Here is a 15429-nt window from a genome sequence, read left to right as displayed (position 1 = left end):
ACCTCATGCGTCAAGCGGGTCGGCAGGCTGCGGCGCCGGGACCGCCTCGAACAGCCGATCGAGGTCGAGCAGCGTGACGAATTCGCCCTGACGCCGGCCGATCCCCGAAATCAGCCGCTTGTCCCAGTTGAGCAATTTCGCCTCTGGCACATCCTCGACCCGGTCGCCATCCAGCGCCGCCACCTCGAAGACCCGATCGGTCCGAAGCGCGACCTGCGCCCGACGCCCGCCGGTCTCGAGCCAGAGCACGACGATGCGCGTCGCGTCGTCCTCATCGGCGGCAGGCAGACCCAGAATCACACGCAGATCGACCACCGAAACGCCAGTGCCGCGCACGTCGATCACTCCCAGCACATGGGCAGGGGCATTGGGAATGCGCGCGATCCGGCGCCGGTCGAGGATCTCCTGGACGCGGGCCACCGGTACCGCGAACCGCTCGTCCCCCACACCCAGGGTCACGACCTGCCCGATGCCGCTCATGCCGCGCTGTCCTTCTTCCAGTCGCGCATGAACTTCGCGTCGAGCCCGTCATCCTCGCTGTCGAGATTGAAATCGAAGCCCAGCGCGGCGGTCCGGCGATCCTGGCGCGGCCTGCTGCGTGCCGGCGTCGGACGGGGGGCCGCACCGCCCTCGGCGAGGCGGAAATAACCGATGGCGGATTGCAGCTGTTCGGCCTGGCTGGCCAGTTCCTCGGCGGTGCTGGACAGCTCTTCGGAAGCCGAGGTGTTTTCCTGAGTGACCTTGTCGAGTTGCTGGATCGCAAGGTTGACCTGACCGGCACCGGTCGCCTGTTCCTGGGTCGAGCGCGAGATCTGGGTGACCAGTTCAGAGGTGCGCTCGATATCGGGAACCAGACTTTCCAGCATGGTGCCCGCCTCGCGCGCGGCCTTCACGGTGCTGCCTGACAGGGACGAAATCTCGCCCGCCGCACTCTGGCTGCGTTCGGCCAGCTTGCGGACCTCGGAGGCGACGACCGCAAAGCCACGCCCGTGTTCGCCCGCCCGCGCCGCCTCGACGGCGGCGTTCAGCGCCAGAAGGTCGGTCTGACGGGCGATTTCCTGCACCACCATGATCTTCTCGGCGATGGTCTGCATCGCCTCGACCGCCTCCTTCACCGCCACCCCGCTGACCCGCGCATCGCTTGCGGACTTGCGCGCCATCCGTTCGGTCTCGGCCGCATTCTCGGCGTTCTGCTGGATCGTCGCGGCAATCTCTTCCATCGAGGCGGAGGCCTCCTCGGTCGACGACGCCTGTTCGGTCGCGCCCTGACTGAGTTCTTCCGAGGTCACCGACATCTGCCCCGCCCCGGTCGAGACGTTGCGCGCGGCGGTGCTGACCTCGCCCACGACCGTGCGCAGCTTTTCGCACATGAGGTTCAGCGCCTTTAGCAGATCCCCCACCTCGTCATTGGTCGTCACCCGGGCACTTTGCGAAAGATCGCCCCCGGCGACGGCCCGCGCCAGACGGTTGGCCCCGGCCAGACCGTTGGAGATCGAGCGCAGCATCAGGATGGCCAGCACCGCACCGATGACGACCGCGCCGACGATCATCCCGATCGCCAGACGCCGGGCCTGTTCGAAGCGGTGCACACTGTCGGACGCGGCGGACAGCATCATCTCGTTGTTGCGCTCGCGGATGCCGATCAGGTTGGCCTCCATCTTCGACCAGATGACCGGCGCCTCCTCGGACAAGACGGCATAGGCGGCATCTTTCTGTCCCGCCTCGGCCAGCGACATCGCCTTGGCCGAGGTGCCGCGCAGCCCCTGGTAGAGTGCGCCATAGTCCTCAAGCGCGGCACGCCCCTCGGGTGTGCTGCGATCCTGCAGATCCGAAACGTATTCCTCGTGCAATGTGCGCGAAGCCGTCAGCGCCTGGGCCACCGCCTCGCGCTGCGCCTGGGTTTCCGCCAGAACGTATTCACGCACATCCATCTGCGCGCGCAACGCCTCGGCGGTGACAGCCAGCGTCAGTTCGACCCGTTTGGCCCCGTTATCGACAATATCCGTCAGCCGGCTGTTCAGAGCGGACATGTCGGACAGGGTGATGCCGATGCCCAGCGCCGACATGAGGATCAGCAGGACGAAAGCCCCGGCCAGTTTCAGCTTTATGGTCAGACGCATGACGAGGGGTCCTTTTCGAGGGAGAAATCCGCGCTGTCCTCCGACAGGGCGGCGGCATAGATCCGGGCGAGATCCGGAACGATCACAAAACCCTGGTCCGTTCGTGCGATCCCGGACAGGAATTCGGGGGGCCATCGCATGCCGACTTCGGGGATCTCTCCGACCGCGGCATCGTCGAGTTCGGTCACGTCGAGGACCCGATCGGCAATGACGGCGACGGTGGTCTCGGCGCCCGCGACCGGCACATCCAGCACCAGCATTCGGGTATTTTCGTCCGGCGGACGCGATGTCATGCCGAAGGCCACCCGCAGGTCGGTCAGCGGAACCACCGTGCCGCGCACATTGATAAGCCCGGTGGCGAAGGACCCGGCGCGCGGGACGCGGGTCACCGGAACCGGTTCGAGGATCTCATGCAGGATCCGTGTCGGAATCGCGAAAATCTCGTCGGAGAGGGTCAGGGTGACGGCCTGCATCATGCGGCTCCCTTCCGCTTGCGGGCCCGATCCTCGATCGCGGTGCCCAGCGCGATCAGATGGCCCACGTCAAGGATGAGCGCCACGGTCCCGTCGCCTAGGATCGTCGCGCCGGAAAAAGCCTTGAGCCCGGCATGGATGCAGGACAGCTGCTTGATGACGGTCTGGGCGTTGGCAACGATCCGGTCGACAACGAGCCCGATCCGGCCATGGCTGCCCGCCACGATCACCACTTTCTGGAAATCGGGCCGCGGCCCGGGGGTCTCGAACACCTCAGCCAGGCGCAGGAAGGGCACCAGATCGCCGCGGACGTTGAGGAAATTGGACCGCCCCGCCCCCAGAGCCAGGTCGGGCGGCAGTTCCACGCATTCCTCGACGGCCGCGACCGGGATCGAATAGCGTTCGCCGCCCACCTCGACCAGCAGCCCGTCGGTGATGGCCAGCGTCAGCGGCAGCCGCAGGGTCACGGTCGTGCCATGGCCTGGTTCGCTGTCGACATCGATCTGGCCGCGCAACCCCTGAACGACGCTGCGCACGACATCCATGCCGACCCCGCGCCCGGAAAGTTCCGTGACCGCCGGCGCGGTCGAAAACCCCGGCTCGAAGATCAGCCGGAAAAGTTCTGGGCCCGTGGCCTGGCTGTTGGCGGGCAGCAACCCGCGCTCGATCGCCTTGGCGCGCAGTTTCCCGGCATCGAGCCCCCGGCCGTCGTCACGAATGCGGATATGGACCTCGGCCCCGGCATGGGTCGCGCTCAGCGTGATCGTGCCCTGCCGCGGTTTGCCGACCGCAGTCCGCGCGGTGCCATCCTCGATCCCGTGATCGGCGGCGTTGCGCAGGATATGCACCAGCGGGTCGTTCAGCAGCTCGATCACGGTCTTGTCGAGTTCGGTCTCGCCGCCGGTGGTCACGAAATCGATGGGCTTGGCCAACTGGTCCGAAAGGTCGTGGACGAGACGGCGGAAGCGGCTGAAAAGATTGCCGATCGGCAGCATGCGGATCGACATTGTGGTTTCGCGCATGCCCGAAGTCAGGCGCCGGATATCCTCGGCCACCGCCATCAGCGCCGGGCTTTGGAGAGCCATCGAAAGATCATGCAGACGCGATTCCGCGATCACCAGTTCGCCGACGCGATCCATGATCTCGTCGAGCCGCTCGGTCGCGACCCGCATCGTCGAACGTTCGCGCTGACGCGTCGCGGTGCCCGGGACGGGCTCGGCCGGCGCGTCGGCAGAGGCCCCCGGCGGCGCCGCAGATACAGTTTGCGGGGGCGTCTCGGGGACGCGGTCCGGAGCGGACCCCGCGTCCGGCCCCGACAGCGGCGTCACGTCGAGCACAAGATCGTCGCGCAGGAACAGGAACACCTCGTCGATGCGCGCCCGATCAAGGGCGGCGGCGATTTCGACCGTCCAGGCGAAAGGCGGACAGGCCGGGTCGAGCGCGTCGAGCGCGGGCAAGGCTGCGGCCTCGCAGGTGATCCGCACCGCATCGGGGGCAAGGTCCGTCAGTTCGGCCAGCAGCGCCGGAACATTCACCCCAAGGCCAAGCGCCGTGGGACCGAGCGAAAACGAAATGCGCCATCCCTCTTCGGCCGGGGCCGCGGCGGGCATCGCGGGAGACGTGTCGGCAGGAGGGTCGGCGGCCGGTGCCGCCCCGCCAAGCGCGACGTCCAGCGCCTCGAGGATGCTGGCATTGCCCGCCCGGGCCGCGGCGGCATCGTCGAGAAGCGCTGTGATCTGGTCGCAGGCCCGAAGCGCCACGTTGATCAGCGCGTCGCTGGCGGTCCGGCCGGGTGCGCGCAGCGCCTCGAAGGCGGTTTCAAACCCGTGCAGGAAATGCGCAAGATCGACATGGCCGAACATCGCGCCCGACCCCTTGAGAGTGTGGATGTCGCGAAACAGCGCGTCGATCAAGGCGCGGTCCCCCGGTGCCGCCGACAGGTCGAGCAGATTGCGCTCGATCGCACCTTGCAGTTCGCGCGCCTCGATCAGGAAGACTGCCGCGCCATCGTCGTCGTCGATCATGTCCCCACCATTCGCTTGACCACGGTCAGAAGCTGCGCCTGGTCGAAGGGCTTCGACATCCAGCCCAGCGCCCCGGCGGCCTTGGCCTGCTGGCGCAGGTCGTCGCGGGTTTCCGTCGACAGAAAGACGATGGGCACGCCCATCCCGCCCGGCCGCCCCCGATAAGCGCGGATGAAGGACAGCCCGTCCATCCGGGGCATGTTCTGGTCGGTCAGGATCGCGTCGGGCCGCACCGAGGCAAGCAGCGACAGGGCCTCTTCGCCGTCGCCGGCCTCCATCACGTCATAGCCCGCCCCCGCAAGGGTCTTCTTCACCATCTGCCGCACCGACGGGGAATCGTCGACGATGAAGACCTTCTTCGCCATTTTGAACCTCCTGAGTCCTGGTCACAGCTGCGCGGACGCCACCGCGCCCGCACCGCGCAGCAGGGCCGGGTCGAGGCCGCAACCGCGCATGCACGTTTCGACCAGCCCATCCGACGGCAGGTCGATCTCGAGCGTTGCTCCCAGGGCGCTGGCGGTCTTCGCGGCGGACAGAAGCACCGCAACCCCCGACAGGTCGCAGCGCATCCATCCCGCCGTTTCGATCCGGTAGGTCCCCTCCGAGCGCAGGTCGGAGACAAGCCGGGCCCGCAGATCGTCGGCGACTTCAAGGTCGATCCCGTCGATTCCGTGAATCAGGCTTGTTGCCATCGTCGCCTCCTGTGATCTTCGACTCTCTCTAGCCCGAAAAACTTAACGCTACGTCAAGTTGTGTCGGAGGCTCGCCTTCGCAGGTGTGGGGATGCGTGAGAGCACGCCTGCCCCGGATCTCAGGGCTTTGGGACGACGTAAGGGCAAGCGCCCGATTTTTTGGGGGAACAAGCGGGTGAAATTGCATCGCCCCCCCGGACAGGGGATCCGCAGGCGCCAAACGGCCGGGCCGGAGCACGTGCCCCGCCCTGGCCTTGCGATCAGCTTTTTCCGAAGCCCAGCGCGGGTTCCAGCGCCTCCCAGCTTTCGTCCATGGCGAAAGCCGCAGAGAGATAAGGGATGCCGAGATGGCCATAGCGGAAAGAGAGCTGACCCTCGGCCTCGGCCTCGGACCCGCCCGAGAGGCCCGCGAGGTAGAGCGCGCTGACAAGCCCGGTCCGGTCGGCGCCCTGACGGCAGTGGATCAGGATCGGCTTGGGCAGGCGCCGCATCAGATCGAGCAGCGCCTCGGCCTCGCTGCCCGAAACGGGGCGGCTGGCGGACAACGCGAAATCGGCATGGACTGCCCCCGCCCGGCCCGTCGCGGCCAGTTCGTCGCGATACCAGCCATGGCCGGTGCTCGCCCCCCGGAGGTTCAGTACACTGCGGATGCCATGAGCCCGAATCGCCCGTTCAAGCGCGTCCGGGTCGAGCTGCGCCGACCGGAAAAGCTCCTGCGGGAGGATCTCGTGAAAATTGCCCATCGCCTGCAGATAGCCCGCCCAGCCGACCGCCGCCCCCAGCGCCAGAGCGGCGGCAAGGGCGCCCCGGCGGAGCCGACGCCCGAGACCCGCCCGGAACCGACGCCTCATGCGTCCTGCCCCGGTCGCCGCCGCTTGCGGCCGGTGACCATGGCACGCGCCAGGTTCTCGCGCTGACGCAGGCTTTCGACGATCACCCCGGTCACATGCAAAGCGACCAGCCAGAGGATGGCGATGGCGAAGCCTTCATGGATCTCCTCCATCGCGTCCGAGCCCCAGAAGGCATCGGTGGTCTGCAGCCAGCCGGTCAGCCCGGTCAGCGCGGTCACCGTCAGAAGCGCCAGGATCATCGCGCCCCCGGCCGGGTTGTGGCCCAGGTAATGCGGGGCGTGCCCGGCGATCAGGTGGCGCAGATACTGCAAGACCGCCCCCGGGCCGTGCAGGAAATCGGAAAACCTGGCATGGCGGGGTCCCACCAGCCCCCAGACGACGCGCGCGAGGATCAGGCCCGCCACCGCATAGCCCGCCGCCTCATGCCCCCATTTCCACCCGTCCGCGGTGATCCAGGCCGCCCCGATCAGGGCGGCCTGGCTCCAGTGATACACGCGCACGAACGGGTCCCAGACGACGGTCAGGACGGGTTCGGCGGCCTCAGTCATCCGAGCCGACCTGCTCGAAGGTCTTGGGATCGAAGAAGACCTCGACCCGTTTGCCCGAGGCGTCATGGGCATAGACCTCGTAGCAGCCATCCTCGACCTTGACATTGGCGACCTCCCAGCCCTGCGCGGTCAGCTCGGCGGTCAGGTCCTCGACCGGACGCCACTCGGCCTGCGGGACCGAACACAGATCCTTGGCCAAAGCCGGGCCGCCGACGAGGGACGCGGACAGGGAAAGCGCAAGCAGCGGAAGCACGAGACGCATCGGAAGACTCCTCCAAAAGGTGCGATGGCCCGCTATGCCCGCCCTGCCTTGCGCCTTGCTTACAGCGGATACGCGCGGGCCGCGCCGGGCCGGAACCTTTGCGGCGGGGCGCAAAAGCGGTTAGCTGGCGCCATGAGAGTGCTTGTCATCGAAGATACCGCCGATCTGGCCGAGGCGATCAGGACCTATCTGGGCCGCGAGGGCCATGCGGTCGACCTGGCGGCCGATTGCGCCGAGGCGGGGCTGGCGCTCGATCTGGCGGCCTATGACGGGATCGTGCTCGATCTGGGGCTGCCCGACGGATCGGGGCTCGACTTGCTGCGGCAGCGGCGGCGGGGCGGGTTGCGGACTCCGGTGGTGATCCTGACCGCCCGGGACCAGATCGGCGACCGGATCGCGGGGCTCGACAGCGGCGCCGACGATTATGTGGTCAAGCCGGTCGATCTGGGCGAACTGGCGGCGCGGCTGCGGGCCAATGCCCGTCGCTCCGAGGGCGATCCGGCGGCCGAAGTGCAGCTCGGACCGTTCCGGGTGGACCGCGCCCGCGCCCGGATCTGGCAGGGCCCCGACGAAATCCGGCTGACCGCGCGCGAATGGGCGGTGCTCGACGCCCTGCTGGCGGCGCGCGGACGGGTGCTGTCGCGGCAGGCGCTCGAGGACCGGCTCTACGATTTCGACGCAGCGGTTTCCGGCAATGCGGTCGAGGTCTATGTCTCGCGGCTGCGCACCAAGCTGGGGCGCGGGGTGATCGAGACCCGGCGCGGCATCGGATACCAGATCCCGTGAGCGGCTGGTCGCTCAGCGGGCGCCTGACCCGGCGCGTGCTGGTCCGGGTCGGGATCGGCTGGCTGCTGAGCCTCGCGGTCGGGCTTTGGGTCATCGCCCACGAGATGAACGAGCTTCTGGACCGCGGACTCGGGACCCAGGCCGATCTGGTGCTGGCACTGGTCGAGGCCGGCCGGCCCCTGCCCCGCCTGTCGCCCGAGCTGCATCTGCGGGTGCTGCGCGCGGGCCGCGCCGCCCCGCCCGCCCCCTGGCCCGATCTGACGCAAAGCGACCATGTCGAGACCGCCGACTGGCACGTCTTTCGCCGGGACAGTCCCGATGGGCGTCTGGCCGTGGAACTTGGTCAAGAGACCGGCTGGCGCCGGGACGAGCTGATGGAGGCTGCCCGGGCCTTTCTGGGGTTGATGGCGGCGGTTCTGCTGACGGCGGTGCTGACGATCCGACAGGGCACCCGCGCCGCACTGAAACCGGCGCGCGACTTCGCCGAGGCGATGGCCCTGCGGGACGCAACCGATCTGTCGCCGCTCTCGGCGCGCGACCTTCCGGCGGAACTCGCGCCGATCCCACGCGCGCTGAACGGCTATCTGGGGCGGATCGAGACCCTGCTTGAAACCGAACGCCGCTTTGCTGCCGATGCGGCGCACGAGCTGCGCACGCCCATCGCCAGCGCCGCCGCCCAGGCGCAACTGATCGCCGAGGGCAAGGCCGATCCGGCCGCGGTACCGCGCCTCAGGCAGGCGCTCGACCGGCTCGGGCGTCTTGTCGAGCGGCTCTTGCAACTCTCCCGCGCCGAGGCCGGGACCGGCCGGGCGGATGACCGCGCCGATCTGATCGCGGTGCTGCATCTGCTGATCCGCGACCGCCCGGGGGCCGCGATCCGATTCGACGACGCCGATATCGAGCGGCTAGATCTGGCGCTTTCGCCCGACAGCCTGGCGATCCTGCTGGCCAATCTCATCGACAATGCCCGCGACCATGGCACAGGGCCGGTCGAAATCGGGCTTTCGCCCGGGCCGGTGCTGAGCATCGCCAATCCCGTCGAGGGACCGGCCGATCTGACCTTCGAGCGATTTGCCAAGCGGCGGGGGTCTCGGGGCGCGGGACTGGGGCTGTCGATTGTCCGGGCCATCGCCGATCAGCACGGCATCGGGATTTCGCATGAGATGACAGGCAAGCGCATGACGATCCGGCTTGACCTCGCGGGCTGTGCAATTGTACCCGGCGCCTGAACTCGGGGGGCGTTGATGACGTTCCGCGACCGGACTACTGCGCGGCGGACTCCATCGCCGGCCGGATCGTGGCCTCGACGATTTCCGGGGTCAGCGGCCCGGGATGGCGCAAGAGGACCGTGCCGTTGCCGTCCAGGACGAAGGTCTCGGGCACCCCGTAGACGCCCCATTCGATGGCCGTACGGCCCGACGGGTCGGCGCCGATCGCGGCAAAGGGATCGCCAAGCTCGTCGAGGAAACGCCGCGCCTTCACCGGATCGTCCTTGTAGTTGATGCCATAGATCGGGACCCCGGCCTCGGCCAGAGCCTTGAGGTCGGGATGCTCTTCGCGGCAGGGCGCACACCAGCTGGCCCAGAAATTCACCAGCTTGACCTGGCCGTCCCGCAGCGTCTCGGCGGTGAAGGGCGCGGCGCCGCCCAGATCGGACAACACGAGCGCCGGGGCGGGCTTGCCGACCAGCATCGAGGGCAGCGCATCCGGATCGTCGCGGGTCATGCCGATGAAGAACAGCGCGGCCAGCCCGGCAAAGATCACCGGCGGCAGCAGCAGAAGCGGAGAGATCCCGCGTTTCTCAGACATCCGGCTTTCTCCTTGCCTCGACCTCGTCAAGCTGGCGCCGCACCCGCGCCGCGCGCCAGAGCGACAGCGCCACCAGCGCCGCCAGCAGCCCCAGGGTGACGCCGTAGGAGGACAGCACCGCGAGTGCGTATTTCCCCAGATCGGGCATCATGCCATCCGCTCCCGCGCGATCATCGCCCGGATGCGGCGGGCCCGGATCTCGGTCCGGGTGCGCAGCAGGACCAGCGCGACGAACAGGCAGACGAAGCCAGCGATGCAGAACAGAAGCGGAATGTAGAACACGTCGGCCACGTTTTCCTTCTTGTCGAGGCTGAGCGAGGCTCCCTGGTGCAGGCCCTGGCTCCAGAAGTTCACCGCATAGCGGCTGAGCACCGCGAAGACCGACCCCACGATGCACAGGACCGAGGTCAGGTCGGCGGCGGCATCGGGGTTCTCGATGGCCTCCCAGAGCGCGATATAGCCGAGATAGAAGAGAAACAGGATCAGGAACGAGGTCAGGCGCGGGTCCCAGACCCAGTAGGTGCCCCACATCGGCTCGCCCCAGATCGCGCCGGTGATCAGCGCGATCAGCGTCATGGTCATGCCGATGGGCGCGGCCGCCCGCGCCGCCAGCGCCGAGACGTGGTGGCGGCGGACCAGCCAGATCAGCGAAGTCACCAGCATCATCACCCAGGCGTTGATGGCCATCATAGCCGAGGGCACATGGATGTAGATGATCTTGACGGTGGAGCCGAAATTCTCGGCCTCGGGCGTCAGGAAGAAGCCCCAGACCAGCCCCACCCCCAGACAGATCGCCGCCGCCACCGAGAAGACCGGCAGCAGGACAGACGAGGTCCGCATGAATTTCTGAGGATTGGCATATTCCCAAAGCGACGACATGAGCGTGTTCCTAGTGGCGTTTCGGAAGGCCCTCAAGTGACGAGCGTGTGAGGCCCCTAGCGCAGATTGATACGGATTGCCGCAGCCGCGGCGAAGGGCAGCAGCGCCATGGCGGCAAGCGTGATCGCCGTCAGCATCAGAAGCGGCGTCCCGGTGTCGCGCCCGTCGATGCCGCGCGCCACCGCCTCGGCGCCGAAGATCAGCGTCGGCACGTAAAGCGGCAGCACCAGCAGCGACAGCAGAAGCCCGCCCCGCTTGAGCCCCACGGTCAGCGCCGCGCCGAAGCTGCCGATCATGCTGAGCGCGGGCGTGCCGAGCGCAAGGCTCGCGGCCAGCCAGCCATAGCCCGCCGCAGGCAGGTTCAGCAGAAGCCCGAGCCCCGGGGCCGCCAGCGTCAGCGGCAGGCCGGTCGTCACCCAATGCGCCGCCGCCTTCATCGCGACGACGCCTTCCAGCGGGATCGGCGCGGTCGCCAGCAGGTCGAGCGATCCGTCCTCGTGGTCGAGCGCGAAGATCCGGTCGAGCGACAGCAGGCAGGCCAGCAGCGCGCCGACCCAGAGGATGCCGGGTGCGATGGCCGCCAGCAGGGCACGGTCGGAGCCGACGCCGAAGGGCACCAGCACAACCACGATCAGGAAGAAGGCAAGCCCCAGACCGAAGCCGCCGCCCGCGCGGATCGCGAGCCTGAGGTCGCGCAGCAGGAGCGCGATCATGCGAAGGCCTCGTCGAAGCTGTCGATCCGGCGCGGGCGGGCGCGGAAGGCCGTGACGTCCAGCACGCCTGCCTCGAAGCCGAGGTCGATATGGGTCGCGATCAGGGCTGCGCCGCCCTGCGCGAGATGCCGGGCGACGGCGTGGCCGAACTGCGCGACCGAGGCCGCGTCGAGCGAGACGGTGGGTTCGTCGAGCATCCAGATCGGACGGCCGGTGACCAGAAGCCGGGCGAGGCCGAGGCGGCGTTTCTGCCCGGCCGACAGGTTCTGGGCCGGACGCCCGGCGAGATCCGCGAGATCGAAAGCCTCAAGCGCCGGGGCGATATCGGTCTGGCCGAAGATGCGGGCCCAGAAGGTCAGGTTTTCGGTCACGGTGAGGGTGGCCTTGAGCCCGTCGGCATGGGCGGCGTAGGCAATCGACTCGGGCGGCGCCGAGACGGTGCCCGCAAGCGGCGGCTGCAGCCCCGCGAGCGTACGCAGAAGCGTCGTCTTGCCGATGCCGTTCGGTCCGCGCAGCATCAGCGCCTGCCCGGCCGCGAGGGTGAAGCCCACCCCTTCGAGGACCGGCACGCCGCCGCGTGCGCAGGCCAGATCAGTGACCACCAGTTCCATGCGCCCCGCATAGCCGAAAGGGCGGCAGGCGGAAAGCGGGAAAGGGGCGGCTCCCGCCCCCGGCCGGCGCGGCGCTGGCGCGCCCGCTTGTCCGGCGTTGGGTCGGGCGCGCGCGTGCCGCGCGCGCGGCCTCCGGCGGGGGTATTGGGGCCAAGAAGAACGGAGGTGCCACGATCAAGGATGACTGCGGTTTTCAGGGCGACTGGCCGGGGCGGATCCCGAGGGCGCCCCCCCGGGCGGCGGATTACGGGATCGGGGCTGGCGCGGGTGTCCACCGCCAGGGAGCTCGCAGGGTTCAGGCCCGAACGACCCTTCCGGGCGTCCCAAGGCTCGCCTGCGTCAGAGGGAAGGTCGTCCGAGGCAGTCTAGACTCTCTTCCGGTCGGGCCGAATGGAGGGGCTGGCTCAAGACGGCAGGACGACCAGGTGAGTTCCAAGCGCAACGGCGTTCCGCGTTCGGCCAACCGTTCCCGGCATTGGACACCTGACACGGCGGAGAGATGCCTTCGATCCGGAGGCAGCAGGACCCGGCCGTCAGGCCTCGGGCGCGGGCATCGGCACCAGGGCGACGGCGATGCGGCGGCCCTCGGCCAGAAGCACGTTGTAGCTGCGCGCGGCCGAGGGGCTCGACATCAGCTCGACCCCGAGCCCGGCCGCCTCGAGCCGCGACTGCAACCGGTTGGGGAGCGGCACGAGGGTCGGCCCGGTGCCGATCAGCAGGATATCGACGCGACCGGCCAGCGCCATCAGGGGCGCCTCGTCCTCGGGACCGGCCCACCCCTCGATACGGCCGAGGGCCACGAGCGCCCCGCCCTCGCGGACCTCGCCGCCGATCCGGAAGAAGCCCGGGCCATAGCCGTCGATGGGCAGGCCCTCGGGGATGGTCATCTCGGTCAGTTTCATCGGGCTCTCCTGTCGCGTCACGAAGCCCGATCATGGCACGGGCGCCAGGCGGAGGAAACCGCCCGGCGCCCGAGATCTTCAGGTCAGTGCCCGCAGGGTCCGCTGCGGATCAGCCCTCGGCCTTGGCAAACTGGGTGCCCGCACCGCCGTCGCCATCCTTGGACCAGTCGCGCTTGACCCCCAGCATCAGCAGGATGTTCGAGGCCACGAAGATCGAGGAATAGGTCCCGACGATGATGCCCCAGGTCATCGCGAAGACAAACCCCCGGATCACGTCGCCACCCAGAACGATCAGCGCGATCAGCGCCAGAATCGTCGTGAAGGAGGTCATGGTGGTGCGCGAGAGCGTCTCGTTGATCGAGAGGTTCAGCACGTCCTTCAGGTCCATCTTCTTGAACTTGCGCAGGTTCTCGCGGACCCGGTCGAACACCACCACGGTGTCGTTGACCGAATAGCCGACGATGGTCAGAAGCGCCGCGATGATCGCCAGATCGAACCTCAGTTGCAGCCCGGCGAAGATACCCATGGTCAGCGTCACGTCATGGATCAGCGCGACCACGGCCCCAAGACCGAACTGCCATTCGAAGCGCAGCCAGATATAGACCAGCATGGCGAGGATCGAGAGGCTGACCGCGATGGCCGCCGACTGCACCAGCTCGCCCGAGACCTTGGGCCCCACGCTTTCGACCGAGGGGAAAGTGATCGAGGGATCGATCCCGGTCAGTGCCTCTTCCAGCGCCGCGATGGTCTCGGGAGTGACGCTTTCGGTGTCGCCCTGGGCCTGGATCCGGATCTGGGCCACGTTCTTCTCGGGGCCGAAGCTCGGGTCGAACACCTCGGTGATCGAGACGTCGCCCAGATCGAGCGCCGAGATCGCCTGGCGATAGGCGCCGACATCGACCGGCTGGCTGCTTTCGGTGCGGATCGTGGTGCCGCCCTTGAAGTCGATGCCGAAGTTGAGCCCCATCGTGAAGACCAGCACGATGGAGACCACCATCGCCAGCGCAGAAGCGCCAAGCGAGACATGCGAGAACTTGAAGAAGTCCCAGTTGGTATCGGAGGGAACGAGTTTCAGGCGCATGGATCTTCCCTCACAGCACGATGGTCTTGGGGCGGCGGCGTTCCATCCACATCACGATCATCAGCCGCGTGACGTAGATCGCGGCGAAGACCGAGGTGACGATGCCGATGGCCAGCGTCACGGCGAAACCGCGCACCGGACCCGAGCCCATGACAAACAGGATCACCGCCGTCAGGAAGGTGGTGATGTTGGCGTCGAGAATGGCCGAAAGCGCGCGCTGATAGCCCAGCTCGATGGCCCGCGCGGGCCCCTTGGCGGTTTTCAGTTCCTCGCGGATGCGCTCGAAAACCAGCACGTTGGCATCGACCGCCATGCCGATGGTCAGCACGATCCCGGCGATGCCCGGCAGGGTCAGCGTGGCGCCGATCAGCGACAGAAGGCCGAAGATCAGCCCGATATTGACGATCAGCGCGACATTGGCGAACAGCCCGAACAACCCGTAGCTGGCCCACATGAAACCGAGGACCAGCAGGAAGGCGGCGGCCGAGGCGATCTTGCCCGCCTCGATCGAATCGGCGCCGAGCTGCGGGCCGATGGTCCGTTCCTCGAGGAAGGTCAGTTCCGCCGGCAACGCCCCCGCGCGCAACAGAACCGCCAGATTGGTCGATTCCTCGACCGAGAAATTGCCGGTGATCTGGCCGGACCCCGACGGGATCGCCTCGCGGATCACCGGGGCCGAGATGACCTCGTCGTCCAGAACGATGGCGAAGGGCGAGCCGACATTCTCGGCCGTATACTGGCCGAATTTGCGCGCGCCCGACGGGTTGAAGCGGAAGGTGACCGAGGGCGCGCCGTTCTGGTCGAAGGCGGGCTGGGCATCGGTCAGATCCTCGCCAGAAACGACGGGCGTCTTCTCGATGATGTAATAGGTGCCCTTTTCGTCCATCGACGGCAGCAGGACATTGCTGGCGCCGGGCGCCTCGTTCGGGTTGGTGGTGCGCGAGACGACCGGGTTGAAGGTCAGCCGCGCTGTGGTGCCGATCAGCGCCTTCAGCTCGTCGGCCGAGCCGATGCCCGGCACCTCGATCAGGATGCGGTCCTCGCCCTGACGCTGGATCGTCGGCTCGCGGGTGCCGACCTCGTCGATCCGGCGGCGCACGATTTCCAGCGACTGGCGCAGGGTGCGGTCGATGGTGGCCTGCTTCTCGGGTTCGGACAGCTGCACGGTCAGCACCGCGCCCTCGCCCGAAACCTCGATATCCGAGGCGCCGACGCCGGTCAGGCTGACGATGGGCCGCGCGAGCGCCCGCACCGCCTCAAGCGCGGCGGCCATGCCCTCGGGCTCGCTCAGCCGTACCTGCAAAAGACCCGGCGTGCCCTCGATCCGACGGATCGGACCGACCTGGTCGCGGACCGCCCGCAGCGCGTCGCGAACATCGGGCCAGAGCGCATCCATGCGGTCGGCAAAGACGTCCTCGACCTGGACCTCGGCCAGCAGATGCGCGCCGCCGCGCAGATCGAGGCCCAGATTGACCAGCCCCGAGGGCAGCCAGCCGGGCCATCCGTCGCGGCTGGCGATCAGTTCAGGGGTCGCGCCCTGGGTCTCGATGGCCTTGAGGGCATCGTTATGCCCCTCGACCCGGGAGTAGAACACGTTGGGCGCGGCGAAGAGCAGCCCCAAAAGTACAAGCCCCCAGACCGTGGCCCGTTTCCAAAGCGCGAAATCCAGCATGGGCGA

The 15429-nt window shown here is 68.1% G+C and carries 19 protein-coding genes; 2 read left to right on the top strand and 17 right to left on the bottom strand.

The features are described 5' to 3' along the window. Window positions 1-3 precede the first annotated feature (3 nt). From C8N38_RS09780 to C8N38_RS09740, 9 genes are all read right to left on the bottom strand, one after another. Window positions 4-480, bottom strand: a complete 477-nt coding sequence (locus C8N38_RS09780; RefSeq protein ID WP_108026738.1) for a chemotaxis protein CheW — start codon at window positions 478-480, stop codon at window positions 4-6. Further along, complete coding sequence (locus C8N38_RS09775) at window positions 477-2120, bottom strand: methyl-accepting chemotaxis protein (RefSeq protein ID WP_108026735.1); 1644 nt, start codon at window positions 2118-2120, stop codon at window positions 477-479. Before C8N38_RS09775 ends, C8N38_RS09780 begins: the two co-directional genes overlap by 4 nt. Continuing rightward, complete coding sequence (locus tag C8N38_RS09770; protein ID WP_108026732.1) at window positions 2111-2593, bottom strand: chemotaxis protein CheW; 483 nt, start codon at window positions 2591-2593, stop codon at window positions 2111-2113. The genes C8N38_RS09775 and C8N38_RS09770 overlap by 10 nt, the downstream gene beginning before the upstream one ends. Then, window positions 2593-4617 (bottom strand): chemotaxis protein CheA, encoded by a 2025-nt coding sequence (locus C8N38_RS09765; protein ID WP_108026730.1) that lies wholly within the window; start codon window positions 4615-4617, stop codon window positions 2593-2595. The genes C8N38_RS09770 and C8N38_RS09765 overlap by 1 nt, the downstream gene beginning before the upstream one ends. After that, on the bottom strand, window positions 4614-4982 hold the full coding sequence (locus C8N38_RS09760) for a response regulator (protein ID WP_075785150.1): 369 nt from the start codon (window positions 4980-4982) through the stop codon (window positions 4614-4616). Before C8N38_RS09760 ends, C8N38_RS09765 begins: the two co-directional genes overlap by 4 nt. Window positions 4983-5003: 21 nt before the next feature. Further along, on the bottom strand, window positions 5004-5309 hold the full coding sequence (locus C8N38_RS09755) for an STAS domain-containing protein (protein WP_108026729.1): 306 nt from the start codon (window positions 5307-5309) through the stop codon (window positions 5004-5006). Between the two features lie 260 nt (window positions 5310-5569). Further along, window positions 5570-6160, bottom strand: coding sequence for a tyrosine-protein phosphatase (locus C8N38_RS09750; RefSeq protein WP_108026727.1), 591 nt, complete (start codon window positions 6158-6160; stop codon window positions 5570-5572). After that, the gene (locus tag C8N38_RS09745; RefSeq protein ID WP_108026725.1) at window positions 6157-6708 is read right to left on the bottom strand and encodes a cytochrome b/b6 domain-containing protein; all 552 of its coding nucleotides are present in this window, start codon (window positions 6706-6708) and stop codon (window positions 6157-6159) included. Before C8N38_RS09745 ends, C8N38_RS09750 begins: the two co-directional genes overlap by 4 nt. Further along, on the bottom strand, window positions 6701-6970 hold the full coding sequence (locus C8N38_RS09740) for a PepSY domain-containing protein (RefSeq protein WP_108026722.1): 270 nt from the start codon (window positions 6968-6970) through the stop codon (window positions 6701-6703). Before C8N38_RS09740 ends, C8N38_RS09745 begins: the two co-directional genes overlap by 8 nt. 132 nt (window positions 6971-7102) lie before the next feature. Between C8N38_RS09740 and C8N38_RS09735 the strand changes: the two genes are divergently transcribed. Together C8N38_RS09735 and C8N38_RS09730 are read left to right on the top strand one after the other, a co-directional pair. After that, complete coding sequence (locus tag C8N38_RS09735) at window positions 7103-7756, top strand: response regulator transcription factor (RefSeq protein ID WP_108026719.1); 654 nt, start codon at window positions 7103-7105, stop codon at window positions 7754-7756. Next, on the top strand, window positions 7753-8985 hold the full coding sequence (locus C8N38_RS09730; RefSeq protein WP_108026716.1) for a histidine kinase dimerization/phospho-acceptor domain-containing protein: 1233 nt from the start codon (window positions 7753-7755) through the stop codon (window positions 8983-8985). The genes C8N38_RS09735 and C8N38_RS09730 overlap by 4 nt, the downstream gene beginning before the upstream one ends. Window positions 8986-9019: 34 nt before the next feature. On the opposite strand, the gene C8N38_RS09725 is transcribed toward C8N38_RS09730, so the two are convergent. From C8N38_RS09725 to secD, 8 genes are all read right to left on the bottom strand, one after another. Beyond that, entirely contained in the window at window positions 9020-9565 is a 546-nt protein-coding gene (locus tag C8N38_RS09725) for a DsbE family thiol:disulfide interchange protein (RefSeq protein ID WP_108026713.1), read from the bottom strand. Beyond that, complete coding sequence (gene ccmD, locus C8N38_RS09720) at window positions 9558-9716, bottom strand: heme exporter protein CcmD (protein WP_108026710.1); 159 nt, start codon at window positions 9714-9716, stop codon at window positions 9558-9560. Before ccmD ends, C8N38_RS09725 begins: the two co-directional genes overlap by 8 nt. Continuing rightward, window positions 9713-10444: a heme ABC transporter permease gene (locus C8N38_RS09715; protein ID WP_108026707.1), complete on the bottom strand. Its 732-nt coding sequence runs from the start codon at window positions 10442-10444 to the stop codon at window positions 9713-9715. The genes ccmD and C8N38_RS09715 overlap by 4 nt, the downstream gene beginning before the upstream one ends. A 56-nt stretch (window positions 10445-10500) precedes the next feature. Then, the gene (gene ccmB / locus C8N38_RS09710; protein WP_108026703.1) at window positions 10501-11157 is read right to left on the bottom strand and encodes a heme exporter protein CcmB; all 657 of its coding nucleotides are present in this window, start codon (window positions 11155-11157) and stop codon (window positions 10501-10503) included. Further along, window positions 11154-11768 carry a heme ABC exporter ATP-binding protein CcmA gene (gene ccmA / locus C8N38_RS09705; RefSeq protein ID WP_108026700.1) on the bottom strand — a complete coding sequence of 205 codons (615 nt, stop codon included), beginning with the start codon at window positions 11766-11768 and terminating at the stop codon, window positions 11154-11156. The genes ccmB and ccmA overlap by 4 nt, the downstream gene beginning before the upstream one ends. Window positions 11769-12301: 533 nt before the next feature. Next, complete coding sequence (locus C8N38_RS09700; protein WP_108026697.1) at window positions 12302-12670, bottom strand: Mth938-like domain-containing protein; 369 nt, start codon at window positions 12668-12670, stop codon at window positions 12302-12304. 109 nt (window positions 12671-12779) lie between these two features. Further along, window positions 12780-13751 (bottom strand): protein translocase subunit SecF, encoded by a 972-nt coding sequence (gene secF / locus C8N38_RS09695; RefSeq protein ID WP_108026694.1) that lies wholly within the window; start codon window positions 13749-13751, stop codon window positions 12780-12782. Window positions 13752-13761: 10 nt separating this feature from the next. Beyond that, window positions 13762-15423, bottom strand: a complete 1662-nt coding sequence (gene secD, locus C8N38_RS09690) for a protein translocase subunit SecD (RefSeq protein WP_108026691.1) — start codon at window positions 15421-15423, stop codon at window positions 13762-13764. Window positions 15424-15429 lie beyond the last annotated feature (6 nt).

The organism is Rhodovulum kholense (assembly GCF_003053725.1).
Taxonomy (GTDB): domain Bacteria; phylum Pseudomonadota; class Alphaproteobacteria; order Rhodobacterales; family Rhodobacteraceae; genus Rhodovulum; species Rhodovulum kholense.
This window is presented reverse-complemented; position numbering and strand designations above follow the sequence as displayed.

Bases quoted from the DNA above. Each gene is read 5' to 3' on its own strand.
- C8N38_RS09760 (WP_075785150.1), bottom strand. From the start codon at position 4,982: ATGGCGAAGAAGGTCTTCATCGTCGACGATTCCCCGTCGGTGCGGCAG.
- secD (WP_108026691.1), bottom strand. From the start codon at position 15,423: ATGCTGGATTTCGCGCTTTGGAAACGGGCCACGGTCTGGGGGCTTGTA.
- C8N38_RS09755 (WP_108026729.1), bottom strand. From the start codon at position 5,309: ATGGCAACAAGCCTGATTCACGGAATCGACGGGATCGACCTTGAAGTC.
- C8N38_RS09775 (WP_108026735.1), bottom strand. From the start codon at position 2,120: ATGCGTCTGACCATAAAGCTGAAACTGGCCGGGGCTTTCGTCCTGCTG.
- C8N38_RS09715 (WP_108026707.1), bottom strand. From the start codon at position 10,444: ATGTCGTCGCTTTGGGAATATGCCAATCCTCAGAAATTCATGCGGACC.
- C8N38_RS09735 (WP_108026719.1), top strand. From the start codon at position 7,103: ATGAGAGTGCTTGTCATCGAAGATACCGCCGATCTGGCCGAGGCGATC.
- secF (WP_108026694.1), bottom strand. From the start codon at position 13,751: ATGCGCCTGAAACTCGTTCCCTCCGATACCAACTGGGACTTCTTCAAG.
- C8N38_RS09740 (WP_108026722.1), bottom strand. From the start codon at position 6,970: ATGCGTCTCGTGCTTCCGCTGCTTGCGCTTTCCCTGTCCGCGTCCCTC.
- C8N38_RS09745 (WP_108026725.1), bottom strand. From the start codon at position 6,708: ATGACTGAGGCCGCCGAACCCGTCCTGACCGTCGTCTGGGACCCGTTC.
- C8N38_RS09770 (WP_108026732.1), bottom strand. From the start codon at position 2,593: ATGCAGGCCGTCACCCTGACCCTCTCCGACGAGATTTTCGCGATTCCG.
- ccmB (WP_108026703.1), bottom strand. From the start codon at position 11,157: ATGATCGCGCTCCTGCTGCGCGACCTCAGGCTCGCGATCCGCGCGGGC.
- ccmD (WP_108026710.1), bottom strand. From the start codon at position 9,716: ATGATGCCCGATCTGGGGAAATACGCACTCGCGGTGCTGTCCTCCTAC.
- C8N38_RS09725 (WP_108026713.1), bottom strand. From the start codon at position 9,565: ATGTCTGAGAAACGCGGGATCTCTCCGCTTCTGCTGCTGCCGCCGGTG.
- C8N38_RS09780 (WP_108026738.1), bottom strand. From the start codon at position 480: ATGAGCGGCATCGGGCAGGTCGTGACCCTGGGTGTGGGGGACGAGCGG.
- C8N38_RS09750 (WP_108026727.1), bottom strand. From the start codon at position 6,160: ATGAGGCGTCGGTTCCGGGCGGGTCTCGGGCGTCGGCTCCGCCGGGGC.
- ccmA (WP_108026700.1), bottom strand. From the start codon at position 11,768: ATGGAACTGGTGGTCACTGATCTGGCCTGCGCACGCGGCGGCGTGCCG.
- C8N38_RS09700 (WP_108026697.1), bottom strand. From the start codon at position 12,670: ATGAAACTGACCGAGATGACCATCCCCGAGGGCCTGCCCATCGACGGC.
- C8N38_RS09765 (WP_108026730.1), bottom strand. From the start codon at position 4,617: ATGATCGACGACGACGATGGCGCGGCAGTCTTCCTGATCGAGGCGCGC.